This is a genomic window from Streptomyces sp. NPDC045956, assembly GCF_056430705.1.
Genome location: NZ_JBWKKZ010000002.1, coordinates 640,850 through 653,903 on the forward strand (window position 1 = coordinate 640,850; position 13,054 = coordinate 653,903).

Annotated in this window: 12 protein-coding genes; 4 read left to right on the forward strand and 8 right to left on the reverse strand. The window is 72.7% G+C overall.

Annotated features, from left to right (window positions below; translation table 11 throughout):
- Positions 1–393 precede the first annotated feature (393 nt).
- Entirely contained in the window at positions 394–621 is a 228-nt protein-coding gene (locus tag AC07FV_RS08610; protein WP_479085647.1) for a hypothetical protein, read from the forward strand.
- 16 nt (positions 622–637) lie between these two features.
- On the opposite strand, the gene AC07FV_RS08615 is transcribed toward AC07FV_RS08610, so the two are convergent.
- The 5 genes from AC07FV_RS08615 to AC07FV_RS08635 form a co-directional block, all read right to left on the reverse strand.
- A complete protein-coding gene (locus tag AC07FV_RS08615; protein ID WP_479085648.1) occupies positions 638–2,071 on the reverse strand; it encodes a cellulose binding domain-containing protein in 1,434 nt (477 codons plus the stop codon).
- 118 nt (positions 2,072–2,189) lie between these two features.
- Positions 2,190–3,767: a beta-N-acetylhexosaminidase gene (locus tag AC07FV_RS08620; RefSeq protein WP_479085649.1), complete on the reverse strand. Its 1,578-nt coding sequence runs from the start codon at positions 3,765–3,767 to the stop codon at positions 2,190–2,192.
- 53 nt (positions 3,768–3,820) lie between these two features.
- The gene (locus AC07FV_RS08625; RefSeq protein ID WP_479085650.1) at positions 3,821–4,672 is read right to left on the reverse strand and encodes a carbohydrate ABC transporter permease; all 852 of its coding nucleotides are present in this window, start codon (positions 4,670–4,672) and stop codon (positions 3,821–3,823) included.
- The gene (locus AC07FV_RS08630) at positions 4,669–5,640 is read right to left on the reverse strand and encodes a carbohydrate ABC transporter permease (protein ID WP_479085651.1); all 972 of its coding nucleotides are present in this window, start codon (positions 5,638–5,640) and stop codon (positions 4,669–4,671) included. The genes AC07FV_RS08625 and AC07FV_RS08630 overlap by 4 nt, the downstream gene beginning before the upstream one ends.
- 39 nt (positions 5,641–5,679) lie before the next feature.
- The gene (locus AC07FV_RS08635; protein WP_479085652.1) at positions 5,680–6,948 is read right to left on the reverse strand and encodes an extracellular solute-binding protein; all 1,269 of its coding nucleotides are present in this window, start codon (positions 6,946–6,948) and stop codon (positions 5,680–5,682) included.
- Positions 6,949–7,204: 256 nt separating this feature from the next.
- Between AC07FV_RS08635 and AC07FV_RS08640 the strand changes: the two genes are divergently transcribed.
- Both AC07FV_RS08640 and AC07FV_RS08645 read left to right on the forward strand, forming a co-directional pair.
- Positions 7,205–8,050 carry a GntR family transcriptional regulator gene (locus AC07FV_RS08640; RefSeq protein WP_356610227.1) on the forward strand — a complete coding sequence of 282 codons (846 nt, stop codon included), beginning with the start codon at positions 7,205–7,207 and terminating at the stop codon, positions 8,048–8,050.
- A gap of 165 nt (positions 8,051–8,215) precedes the next feature.
- Positions 8,216–9,640: a Gfo/Idh/MocA family protein gene (locus tag AC07FV_RS08645; RefSeq protein WP_479085654.1), complete on the forward strand. Its 1,425-nt coding sequence runs from the start codon at positions 8,216–8,218 to the stop codon at positions 9,638–9,640.
- 96 nt (positions 9,641–9,736) lie between these two features.
- Here the strand turns inward: AC07FV_RS08645 and AC07FV_RS08650 are convergent, their stop codons facing one another.
- From AC07FV_RS08650 to AC07FV_RS08660, 3 genes are all read right to left on the reverse strand, one after another.
- Entirely contained in the window at positions 9,737–10,822 is a 1,086-nt protein-coding gene (locus AC07FV_RS08650; RefSeq protein WP_479085656.1) for a GNAT family N-acetyltransferase, read from the reverse strand.
- A gap of 116 nt (positions 10,823–10,938) precedes the next feature.
- Entirely contained in the window at positions 10,939–11,310 is a 372-nt protein-coding gene (locus AC07FV_RS08655) for a hypothetical protein (RefSeq protein ID WP_479085657.1), read from the reverse strand.
- 217 nt (positions 11,311–11,527) lie between these two features.
- Positions 11,528–12,292, reverse strand: coding sequence for a hypothetical protein (locus AC07FV_RS08660; RefSeq protein WP_479085658.1), 765 nt, complete (start codon positions 12,290–12,292; stop codon positions 11,528–11,530).
- Between the two features lie 416 nt (positions 12,293–12,708).
- On the opposite strand from AC07FV_RS08660, the gene AC07FV_RS08665 reads away from it, so the two are divergent.
- Positions 12,709–12,912, forward strand: a complete 204-nt coding sequence (locus AC07FV_RS08665; RefSeq protein WP_003978336.1) for a cold-shock protein — start codon at positions 12,709–12,711, stop codon at positions 12,910–12,912.
- Positions 12,913–13,054: the final 142 nt, after the last annotated feature.

The following is a 13,054-nucleotide window of genomic DNA, read 5'->3' on the forward strand; positions in this document are numbered from 1 at the left end:
CCCTATTGTTGGGTGCGGCTGGGGTGCCCATGCTCCCCCCTTCCCCCCTCTTCCTTTCCCCCCCCCCCCCCCCCCCCCCCCCCCCCACCCCCCCCCCCCAGTGCCCGGCGCCGGCCACCGGCCCGCCCGGGTCGGCCGCGGGTGCCGCCCGGGGCCACCGCGCCGGTACGGCGGGCCCGTCGGGGAGCCCCGGCGCACGGCGCCCTCATGAACTCCCGACCCGTGGGCACCTGATCATCGACGGAGGACGCGCGTCGGCGGGACCGGTCAGGCGAGTCCGTGGCGGGACACCGGGAAGGACGGGTGACCCGACGGGAGGCGTGATCACTCTCCGGTCGCGGGGCTGGTAGCGTCGCGTGGTCGCGGCGGGCGGCGCGAGGAAGGTGTCGGTGCGTGGGTGAGCGGCAGGACCGTGAGTGGGTGGCGATGACCCCGGGCGATTTCGACCTGGAGGCGCCGCTGGTCCTCAACGTGGGCACCGGCCCCGCCACCGTTCCGGCCGAGCCCGACGAGTACGGCACGGCCCCGCTGTTCGGGGACGCGGACCCGGCCCCCGTCCCGAGCGCCCCGCGCCGCAAGCGGCGGGAACGGTCCTGCGCCGCGCAGGAGCGGCTGTTCTGACCGTCCCCGCCGGGGGTCAGGACGAGGGGACCTCGTCGACGAACGCCGTGCCGGCGCCGCGGTAGGCGGAGACCTTGGCGGCCACCTGCGCCGGGGTGAGGACCTGGTCCTTGACGTGCAGGACGTAGTCGACCTGCTGGTCGTAGGCGCGCGGGGTCGTCGACGTCTGGCCGTTCAGGTCGATCAGCCACTGGTTGAAGTTGATCGACATCGGCCGCTCGGGCAGGTACTGCGCGTCATGGGTGCCGAAGTGCTGCCCGTCCACGTAGTACGTGATGGCGCTGTTGTCGATGGTGACGACGAGGTCGTGCCAGCCCGCGTAGCTGACGCGCTGCTCCGAGTGCTGGTTGACGGCCTGCCAGGGATCGGGGTTGTAAGTCTCCCAGGAGGTCGTGTACAGGATGTTCGACGGCTCGCCCCACCCGCCGTTCGGCAGGTACTCGAAGTCGTACTCGGCGTAGTCGTCGGCCATCGGGGCCTTGAGGTCGTTGATGGTGAAGAACGTCTGGACCAGGTGGTCGCCGTCGGGCCCGTACTTGGGGGCGTCGGAGAATCTCACCCGCGCCGCGTAGGTGCCGTTGCGGAACTTCGTGGCCTTGGTGAGCACCTCCGTGTGCGTGGTGGAGGCGCCGGTGCCCGCCGTGGACGTCTCCAGGTTCATCACGGAGTTGCCGCCGGCCGCGGCGAAGGTGACCTTCGACGGGTCCCAGGTGGCGCCCGGGACGCCGGGGCCGCCGGAGTTCGACCGGACGCTCCAGCCGTGCGCGGAGATCGCGGGGTCGGTGTGCGAGGTGTAGGTGAAGTCGTCGAACAGGGTCTGCCCGCCACCGGGCGGGTCGGTCGGGTCCGGTGGGTCCGTCGGGTCGGTGGGGTCGTTGCCCTCGGGCGCCGTACCCCACACGGTGGCGCCGGCGAGTTGGGCCGTGACCTTGTTCCAGTTCGCGTACGAGGTCTGGGCGCCGTTGAAGGAGTAGTCGTCGCTCTGCCGGACCGTCTGCCAACTGGTCTGGTGGAAGCGCAGCTGCATGTCGCCGGTGTCCGCGCCCGGCGCCAGCGTCCCGGCCGCCGCCGTGAAGCCGACCTCCAGGTAACGGTCGGCCGTCGCGGTGGGGTTGGCCAGGGTGCCGAACGTGCCGGTGATGGCGGAGCACCCCCGCACCGCCCAGGAGCAGGCGAAGCGGTACGACGCGTTCGGCGCGTCCGCCTTGAAGTAGTAGCGGACCTTCACCTGGCTGAGCTGCACGGCCGAGGAGCCGGTGTTGCGGATCTTCAGCCAGGGCTCCGTCTGGTCGGCGGTGGCTCCGCCCGCGCTGGTGCGGTACTGCACGGTGACACCGGCGGCGGAGGGAGCGGCCTGGGCGGCGGGGAGGGCGGTCAGGGCGCCGCCGCCCATGAGTGCCGCCAGGGCGAGCGCCAGCCGGGCGCGGCCGACGGTGGGTCGGGTTCTCATCCGGATTCCTTTCGGTGGGGCCCCCGCGGCTGCGGGGGCTTCGGTGCGGTGCGTGAGTGGGGGAACGTCAAACGGGTGGCAGCGGCGTCGGCGCGCGTCGACTCGCCGAGGCCGGTGCTCAGCGGACGCCGCCCACGCTCGGCGGCGCCGGGACACCGGCCGGCGGTTCGGCGTGCGGGACGTCGAGGGCGTCCAGGCGGGCCCGGTGGCCCGCCAGCCGGGCGGTGAAGTCGGGCCAGCCGGAGGTGCCGTTCCAGACCTGCTCGGCGAGGGCGCACAGGCGCGGGTAGGTGAGGTACTCGATGTGCTCGGGCGTCCGGACGAACTCCGTCCACAACTGCCCCTGGGCGCCGAGCACCCGCGCCGCGACCTGCGGGTCGGGGACCGGCGGGACGATGCCGACGTCGTACACGGCGCGCAGGTCGACGACCGGGCCGGGCTGGGCGGGCGGCTCCTGCGGGCCGTGGGTGCGCGCGTAGTCGAGATAGGTGGCCCGGTGGTCGGCGCGGACGACCTGGTGTCCGCGCTCGGCCGCCGCCCGGGCGTGGTCCGGCTCCCGCCAGCTCATCACCGTGCACTCCAGGGGAAGCGCGACACCGTCCTCGGCCCACACGACCGGTCTGCGGCCCGCGCGCAGGAGATGCTCGGCCATCCGGGCGATGAACCACGGATGCAGCGCGCGGGGCCCCGGCAGCCCCTCGCGGGCGGCGCGGGCCCGGGCCGCCGGGCTGCGCTCCCACTCCGTCGTGGGGCACTCGTCACCGCCGAGATGGACGTACGGCGAGGGGAAGACGTCCATCACCTCGTCCAGGACGGTGCGGAAGAAGTCGAGGACGTGGTCGTCGGTGCCGAGGACGTTCTCGCACACGCCCCACCGCGTCCACACGTCCAGGCGGCGCGAGGGATCGGTGCCCAGCTCGGGGTGGGCCGCCAGGGCGGCGCGCACATGCCCGGGCACGCCGGTCTCCGGGAGCACGGTCACCCCCCGCTCGGCGGCGTACGCGACCAGCCCCGACAGCTCCGCCCGGGTGTACGCGCCGCCGTGCGGCACACCGTCGAAACGGTCGCTGCCGGCCGGGCCCACCATGGACTCCGCCCGCCGCCCGCCGACCTCGGTGAGCCGGGGGTGGGCGGTCACGGGCATCCGCCAGCCCTGGTCGTCCGTGAGGTGCAGATGGAAGACGTTCAGCTTGTGCAGCGCCAGCAGGTCGACGTAGCGCCGCAGGTAGGACACCGGCTGGAAGTGCCGGGCCACGTCGAGCATGGAGCCGCGCCAGGGGTGGCGGGGCACGTCGGTGATCTCCACGGCCGGCAGGTCCCACGGCACACCGCGCACCGGACGTCCGGACAGGGCGGCGTAGGGCAGGAGTTGCCGCACGGTCTGCACGCCGCGCAGGAGCCCGGCGGGGCGGGCGGCGCGCAGCAGGGCGCCCTGGGTGCTGACGGTGAGTCCGTAGCCCTCGTCGCCCAGGCCCGTCAGGGCGGGATCGAGGGCGAGGACGAAGGCGCCGTCGGCGGCCGTCTCCAGGCGCAGTCCGGTGGCCGGGGCGAGGAGCGTGCGCAGCAGGGCCGCCGCGGGTTCGGCTCCCGGGGTGACCCGCAGGCGGGTCGTGGCGTCCAGCCGGAAGCGGCCGGAGCGGGTGGAGATGCGGCGGGGGCGGGGGACGAGGGCCAGTTCGGGGCGTGGCAGGTCCACGGGACGGCTCCGTTGCTCGGCGGTGCGCGGGGGAACGGGGACTCGGTGCGCGGTCAGCCCTTGACGCCTCCGGAGGCCAGTCCGGCGGTCACATGGCGCTGGAGGGCCAGGAAGACGATCAGCGCGGGCAGCGCGAAGAGCGTGGACGCCGCCATGGTGGCCCCCCAGTCGGTGCCGAAGGTCGACTGGAAGGAGGAGAGCCAGACCGGGAGGGTGCGGCTGTCCTGCTGCTTGATGATGAGGAAGTTGGCGTAGGTGAACTCGTTCCAGGCGGTGATGAAGCCGAACAGCGAGGTGGCCATCAGGCCGGGCGCCAGCAGCGGGAAGGCGACCTTGCGGAAGGCGCCGGCCCTCGTGCAGCCGTCGACCTGCGCGGCCTCCTCCAGTTCGGGAGGGATGCCGGCGATGAAACCGCGCAGCACGACCACCGTGAACGGCAGCGTGATCATGAAGTAGATGAGGGTCAGTGTCGGGAGCCGGTCCAGCATGCCGGTGTCGCGGGAGATGATGTAGATCGGGATGATCAGCGACTCCCAGGGCGCCATCTGCGCGATGAACACCGCGAGCACGAACTGCCGGCGGCCCCGCCAGCGCATGCGGGCCACGGCGTAGGCGGCGCCCAGGGCGACGAGCAGCGCGAGCAGTACGGCGCTCAGGGTGACCAGGATGCTGTTGCGCCAGAAGAGCGCGAAGCCGTCGGCGCCTACCGCCTGCCGGAAGTGGTCGAGGGTCCAGGCGCGGGGGAGCAGCCGGGGGTCGTAGGACTGGATGTCCGGGGACGGTTTGAACGCGGTCGTGACCATCCAGTACACGGGGAACAGGCAGACCACCACGGTGAGCGCGGCGGCGGCGTTGAGCGGCAGGCGTCGTACCGCCCGGCGCACCGAGGGGCGCGTGGTGCTCACAGCTCACCCTCCTGACGGAACAGCTGGCGGAAGTGGACGACGAGGACGCCGCTCATCAGCAGGACCGTGAGCATCGAGGCCGCGGAACCCAGGTCGTAGCGCTGGCCGGCCAGCGCGGTCTGGACGGCGTACACGGGCAGGATGGTGGTGGCCTCGCCCGGCCCGCCGCGGGTCATCACCCAGATCTGCACGAACGCCTTGAACGTCCAGATCACCTCCAGGGACAGGACCAGCATGAAGATCGGCCGGATGAGCGGGAACGTCACCGAGCGGAAGACGCGCGGGCCGCTCGCGCCGTCCATCCGGGCCGACTCGTGGAGTTCGGCCGGGACGGTGATCAGGGCCGAGTAGAGGGTGATCGCGGCGAACGGCACGGACTGCCAGACGATCAGCAGGACGACGATGGCGAACGCGGTACCACCGTGGGCGAACCAGGTGTACCCCTCGTACGAACCGAGCCCGAGGCCGGTCAGGGTCTCGTTGACGATGCCGAACTCGGAGTGGAACAGCCACTGGAAGACGGTGGTGGCGGCCACCACCGGCACCGCCCACACCAGGACCAGTGAGCTGAGGAGCACGGTCCTGGCCACCCTGCCCAGCCGCTCGGCCATCAGCGCGACCAGTGTCGACAGAACCATGATCGCGACCACGTTGACGGCCATGAACACGAAGGTCCGGCGCACCACCTCCCAGAACTGCGGATCGCTCAGCAGCGTGCGGTAGTTGCGCAGCCCCACGAAGTCGGCGTCCCCGAGGATCAGTTGGCGCAGCCGGAAGTCCTGGAAGGAGATGAGCACGGCGCGGGCCAGTGGGTAGACCAGCAGGTAGAGCATGCCGAGCACGGCGGGCGCGATCAGCAGGTACGGCCAGAGCGATCCCCGGCCGGTCCCGCCCGCCCGTCCGGCGGCGCGCGGTGGTGGGCGGCGGCTGACGTCGCGCGGCACGCTGCGCTCACGGACGGTCGACACGGTGCCTCCTGGTCCTCGGAGTGTCGGGGGCGGTCGCGGTCAGGAGCCGCTGTTGAGCGTGTCGGTGATCGTCCGGGACGCCTTCGCGGCCTCGGACCGGGCGTCCCGTCCGGTGAGGACGGCCGTCATGTACTCCTTGACCGGGTTCTTGGCCTCGACCGCCGCCCACTGGGGCGTGTTGGGGGTGGCGTGTCCGTTCGCGGCGCCGGCGGCCATCGCCGCGGTGCCGGGATCGGCGGACACGGCGTCCGCGAGCGTGGTCTTGTTCGGCACGTAGCTCATGGCGACCGCGAGCTTCTTCTGCCAGGTGTCGCCCGTCAGCTCCCGGAGGAAGGTGAAGGCCTCCTCCTGGTGTGCGGCGACGGCCGGGACGACGAGGTCGGAGCCGCCGGTGAAGACGGCGCCCGGCCGGTCGGCGCTCTTGCCGGGGATCGGGAAGAAGCCCAGTTTGCCCTTGAGTTCGGGGTTCTTCTCCTCGATGACCTTCGCACCGCCCGGGACGGCGATGATCTGGGCGACCTGCCCCTTGGCCATCACCTCCGCCTGCGGCGGCTGCGCCTCGTCGGAGTCCTTCGGGCCCTTGCCGAGCGCCTGGAGGCGCCGGTAGAAGTCCATGGCCCGCAGCGCCTCGGGACTGTCGAGACCGCCCTTCCACCGGCCGTCCGACTCGGCGGCGAGGTCGCCGCCCTCGTCCCAGACGAAGCCGGAGAGGACGTACCAGTTCTGCCCGGGCAGGTAGATGCCCTGCGTGCCGCCCCGGTCGAGCTTGCGGGTGGCGGCGACCCACTGCTCCCGGGTCCTGATCCCGGCGGCGTCCACGCCGGCCTGCTCGAAGAGGTCGGTACGGTGGATCACGACCCGGTTGGCGGCGTAGTACGGGATGCCGTACTGCTTGCCCTCGTACGACCCCGGCTCCGCGAGGCCCTTGAGCCAGGCGCCCCCGCCCAGTTCGTCCACCCGGTCCGTGAAGTCGGTGAGGCCGCCGCTCTGCGCGTACTGGGCGACCTGCGTGTTGCCGACCTCGATCACGTCGGGCGCGTCGTTGCTGGCCAGGGCGGCGGTGACCTTCTCGCCGATGCCCTCCCACTCCTGGATCTGGATCTTCAGGTCGATGTCGGGGTGGGACTTCTCGAAGCCCGTCTCGAAGTCCTTCTGGAACTCGGCCGAGACGCTGTCGCGCATCAGCCACACGTCCAGGGCGGTCGGACCGCCGCCGGCGCCGTCCGAGGAGTCACCGGACGAGGAGCAGGCGGCGAGCCCCGCGCTGAGCACCAGCGTGGAGAACAGGGCGAGCGAGCGGTACTTCACGGTTCACCTCTGGGAGAGCTGGAAGGGACGACGAGCAGGCGGGCGACGAGCGGCAAGGACGGCGCACCCGCACTTGACCAGTAGAGGCTCAGAGGCTTACCAGTCGGCGTTGGACGAAGGTGGCATGGACCAATGAGGGCGTCAACCCCCCGCGTAGGCACGTGACTTCGGCCGAAGATCGCGTTGTGTGGCTGGTTTGCCACCGACCTGGACAGGTAAGCTCTGCTGACCAGCAGACCAGTTACGGGAGTACTGCATGGAGATCGACGCCGCCGCCTCCGGAGCGGTGCTCAAGCGCGAGCGTGTCCGCGACGCCGTCCTGGAGCTCATCGAGGAACGGCGCCCGGGGGACGCGATCCCCTCCGAGCGCACCCTCTGCGCCGAACTGGGGGTCTCCCGGCCGACGCTGCGGGCCGCGGTGGACGAACTGGTGGTCGCCGGCCTGCTGGTGCGCGAGCACGGCCGGGGCATGTTCGTCGCCGCCGAGAAGATCACCCAGGAACTGGTGTCGGACCGGACGGCCTTCAGCCTTCCGCAGGCCGCGGGCGCCTGGACCAGCAGGCTCCTGGAGATCCGCACCCTGCCCGCGGGGGCCCGGGTGGGCCGCAAGCTGCGCATGTCGCCGGCCGCGCGGATCCACTACGTGGCGCGGTTGCGGCTGGTCGACGGCTCGCCCATGGCCATCGAGTACCTGCACGTTCCGGCCGACCTCGTGGCGGACCTGACCAGTGAGGAACTGGAGCAGGGCGACCTCTACGAGCACCTGAGCGAGCGGCACGCCGTGAGGGTCAGCGAGGCCGTGCAGTCGATCGAGCCCACCGTGGTGACCCGCGCGGAGGGCGACCTGCTCGACGTGCCGGAGCTGTCCCCGGCGCTGCTCTTCGAGCGCCTGACCACCGACACGCGCGGACGTCCCGTGGAGTACGTGCACTCCCTCTACCGCGGCGACCGCTACCGCATCGTCTCCCGGCTCACCCTGGGCCCCAGCGACCAGGCCCCGCCCGCGCGCGAGGGCCACCACCCGGGCATCCCCCCGGGAGACTTCACCAACAAGGACCCCGTGACGCTCTCGACACGCGGAGTGGTGCAGGACGGTATGTGACGCCGTCGGTGCGCGGAAGTGCTCGGAACTGCTGCGCATCGAGCACGTATTGACATGGACGGGCGGAGCCCGCAGAGTCATGCCCCGAACGTGCTCGACCGCGCCCGACAACGCCCGACACTGCCCCGCCCGTGCTGCCGACCGCCCACGAGGAGTGTTGCCGTCATGTCCGAAACACCCGCTGTCTCACGCCGACTGCTCCTGGGCGGAGCCGTCGCCACCGGCGCCCTCGCGGCCGGGATGACCGCCTCGGCCCCCGCCGCGTCGGCGGCGGCCGAGCGGGCTCCCGGCCGCCGGCCCGGCCAGAAATCGATGATCGGGGTGCCGTTCGACGCGCACCGGACCGTCCGCGTCGGTGTCATAGGGCTCGGCAACCGGGGCGGCGGCATGATCACCGGCTGGGCGGCCGTGCCCGGCTGCACCGTGACCGCGGTCTGCGACATCCGCGCCGACCGCGCGAAGCGCGCCGCCGACCGGCTGGAGAGCAAGGGCAGCCCGCGCCCCGCCGAGTACGGCGGCTCCGCCGACTCCTACGCCCGGATGCTCCGGCGCGACGACATCGACCTGGTGTACATCGCCACACCCTGGGAGTTCCACTACGAACAGGGCAGAGCCGCCCTGCTCAGCGGCAAGCACGCCATGGTGGAGCTGCCCGTGGCGACGGAACTGCGCCAGCTGTGGGACCTCGTCGACACCTCCGAGCGCACCCGCAGGCACCTGTTCCTGTCCGAGAACTGCAGCTACGGCCGCAACGAACTGGCCATGCTGCGGGCGGCGCACGACGGCCTGTTCGGAGACATCACCAACGGCCACGGCGGCTACCTCCACGACCTGCGCGAACTCCTCTTCTCCGACACGTACTACACCGACTCCTGGCGCCGGCTCTGGCACACGCGCAGCACGGCCTCCTTCTACGCCATGCACGGCCTCGCCCCCATCGCGGCCGCCATGGACGTCAACCGCGGGGACCGCATGACCACCCTGCGCGCCACCGCCACCGCCCCCAGGGGCCTGGCCGACTACCGCGCGCGCTTCGTACCCCGGGACCACCCCTCCTGGAAGGAGACCTACGTCAACGGCGACCTGGTCACCTGCATGATCGAGACGGCGAAGGGCAGGACGATCCGCGCGGAGCACGACGTCAGCTCACCCCGCCCCTACAGCCGGATCAACACGCTCGCCGGCAGCCGGGGGATCGTCGAGGACTACGCCGGACCCGCCCCGACCGGCGCCCGGATCTACGCCGAACCGGACCACAGCGGCCACACCTGGCGCGATTTCGAGGGCTACCGCAAGGAGTACGACCACTGGCTGTGGCAGAAGGTCGGTGACGACGCCGCCAACAACGGCGGGCACGGCGGCATGGACTACGTGCTCCAGTGGCGCACCGTCCAGTCGATGCGGGCGGGGCTGGTACCGGACATCGACGTCTACGACTCGGCCGCCTGGTGCTCGCCGGTCCCCCTGAGCGTCATGTCGCTGGCCAGGGGCGGACGTCCGGTCGACGTCCCCGACTTCACCCGGGGCGCCTGGCGCGAGCGCCGGCCCGGCCTGGACTCGGCGCCCACCGAGATGCCGCCCACCGGCTGAGCGCACGAGCCCAGGACCACGGCACACGGCCGCGTGCCGGGCCGCCCCCGCCACGGTCCTGTGGCCCGCACCACGGTCCTCCCGCCCGGGCCGCCGTCAACGGGCGCGCAGGCGGCCCAGCGCTTCCAGCGTCCGGGCGGCGCCCCGGGCGAGGCCCGGACGCTCGCGGACGAAGCGGCGGGCGGCGCGCGCCGGTTCCCGCCCCAGCCGGTGGACGGCGCCGCCCACCCCGGCGCGGACCACCGCACCCTCGTACACGGTCAGGTCGCGGGTCTTGAACGACTCCTTGTAGCGGGCCGGCCCGCTGCCCAGGTCGACCAGGCGGATCCCGTCGGCGGCCGCCGCCTCCAGCATCCGCAGCTGGAGCAGCAGGCCGGGGGAGTACTTGCCGTAGGCCCGGTCGTACGCGGGGAACCACCAGGACAGCACCGTGGGCGACCGCGGCCCGAAATGGGCCGCCACCGGGCGGTCGGCGGCGTAGAGCACGGACAGCACTCCGCGGCACCCGGCATCCCCGCCGTGGGCGAGGATGTCCACCAGCCGGGTGATCCAGGCCTGGGCGAACCGGTCCCGCCGGCCGGTGCGCCGGTACTGGGCGGACTTCCACCCCATGAGCGCCCGTAACGCCGCCGGATCCCGGTCGTCGAACACGAAGCGCACCCCGCCGACCTGGCGGGCGAGTCTGCGTTCCTTGGCGAGGGTCTGCCGGAAGAAGCCGGGCGAGCCGTGGCGCAGGCCCTCGGCGTACCGTTCGAATCCGTCACCGAGGTCGACGACCGGTGAGGCCAGCTCCTCGACCGTGTGGGGCAGGAACAGGGCCTGGCCGGCTTCGAGGTTGTCGAACTCCCAGGAGGACAGGCCGCAGCTCCGCAACAGGGTGCGGGCGTCGAGACGGATGCCGGGACGCAGCACCGCGCCCTGACTGTCCGACACCCCGAGCCCGAGGGCCCGGCCCCGGCCGCCGGGGGCCCGCTCGTACGGGAAGTACCCCACCGGGCAGCCCCCCTCCCGCAGCACCGCCACCCGTGTCCGCGGTCTGACCCGGCCGACCGCCACGGTGAACGCGGGGTCCATGAACGGGTTGGCCGGGACCCCGGAGGCGGCCCTGATCTCCCGCCAGATCCTGTGGTCGTCCGTGCCGAGTTCTCCCGGCACGGTCACGTCTATGCGCTTCTCGGACATGCGTCCGCCTCCTGCGTCGTCGGAACTCTCCGGACACACGAAGGCCTGCTGGACACCGCGTCTCGGCGGGCAGTACACGGGCCGCGCGGCGCAGGCCTCCTCGGTACCCCCGTGCTTCAGCAGCGGAACGTCTGCAGTTCGGGCACGCTCCGCGCGGGCCCGTCCGCGCCCGGCCCGGGGACCGCCGGCCGGCGGAGACCACCGTCGGCCCGTCCCCCGGCGCACCTCTGTACCGGGGCGGGGGCGGCGACGCCGTGGTCGCAGGCCACCTTCCCGGCGGTCCTCGGCGAGCGGACGGCGACCTGGCGGAGCGAGGGGTCCTCCTCGCCGGGGCCCGGTTCCCCGGCCGTCGCGACCACCGCCACCACGGCCACGTGGGCCGGGCCCGGGGCGGGCTCCGCCTCCGGGAGCCACGCTCGCTGCGCGGCGAGGAGATGCAGCAGCGCCCAGGCCAGCAGGACTGCCGCCGCTGCCCATCGACGCCGCACTGTCGCACTCCTGACCTGCCGCCCAGGCGGGGACCGGCACCGGCCGGACACCGGACCGGCCCCCCGAACACGTCCGGCTCGTCTCCAGTAGGCCGAGCGCGGTCCGCCCCGTCAAGACCGCCTGGACGAACCGGTACGCCCATCCGGCCCCCGCCACCAGCGGCTCCGCCGGTGTCCCGCGCCGGGCGTCCACGGTACGGCGACGCCGGCGCGCGCACTACCGCTCCAGGGCCGGCTCCGGGCCCATCACGACGACCGGCTCCTTCTCCGGGTCCAGTGCGGTGAGCAACGCGCGCATGTGCTCCTCGCTCAGGGAGACACAGGCGTTCGTCGGTCCTTCGTGGTCGACGTGGATCCAGACGCCGCCGCCCTTGTCCTCGCCCAGCGGCCGCGTCTTGTCCAGGGGGGTGGTGCCGGGCACCCGGTTGTAGTCGATGGCGACCACGTAGTCGAACGAACCCTCCAGCGGCTCCCCGAGATGCCCGGTGCCCGACACGGCGAACTCCGGGTCCTGGTCGTAGGGGAGCCGGGTACCGGGGTCGGGGAGCCTGCCGCCGGCGTCGCTCAGACGGAAGACGCCGACGGGTGAGTGGAGGTCGCCCGCCTCGTGCTCCTCGGTCCAGCCGCGCAGGCCGTTGTGGGCCGCCCAGGGACCGGCGACGGCGCGCCAGCCCCGAGCGGGGTCCTGTTCGTAGAGCACCGCCCGTGCCCGGTTCGAGGTCCTGGTCGCGCCCGTGACCACCAGGGCCTGCCGGGAGGCGTCGGGGATGCGGGCCCGCATGGCCGGCCCGAGTCCCGGCAGGGGGCTGGGGAACGAGCGCGGGGGAGCGGGGCGGGGTGAGGTCGGCTGGGAGGCGGACCTGCCGGGCGCCTGCGCGTCCCGGGGGGCCGCGCCCGGCTGCTGCCGGGCGCACCCCGTTCCCAGCAGGCCGGTGCAGACGACCGCGCCGATCACCTTGGCCAGCGCATTCCTGACGGTCATATCGATCTCCGACTCCGTGGTGTGGACTACTCATTGCTTGACCACTAACGGAACCGGGGTGTGCGGCCGCCCCGCCGTCTCCCCCGTATGGCCCAGGGCGACAGGGCGCGGGCGCACCGTCCGGCCACCGCGAGCCGGCCGCCGGGAGGCCGAGGCGGCCCCGTCGGCTGACGATCGGGGGTGACACCCTTCCCGAGCACCTTCCCGGCCTCGGTTCGGCAACATCGTTGCCGCTCACACCCCTTACTCACTGGTGAGGCTCGGACATGCCGTGTAGCGTCAGCAGCAGATGTCGTGGTTCGCCCAGACCGCCCGCCCCGGAGTGCGGGCGGTTTGCTGTGCAATGCCGGAGGACCAGGACGACCACCTCCGGGTTCGCGCGGTGCGAATCCGATAACGGCTGAAAGGCAAAAGGCATGGCCAGCGGAACTGTCAAGTGGTTCAACTCTGAAAAGGGCTTCGGCTTCATCGCGCAGGACGGCGGCGGTCCCGACGTCTTCGCGCACTACTCCAACATCAACGCCCAGGGCTACCGCGAGCTGCAGGAAGGCCAGGCCGTCACCTTCGACATCACCCAGGGCCAGAAGGGCCCGCAGGCGGAGAACATCACCCCCGCCTGACCGGGAGACCGCCGAACGGGGCACGGTGCCCGGGAACCACTGGTTCCCGGGCACCTTGCCCCCCGGCATGCCCCGGTTTCTCTCCGCCGCCCCGTTACCGCGCCGCCCTCCGGGAAGGCGCCCGAGGAAGGCGAGTAACGCG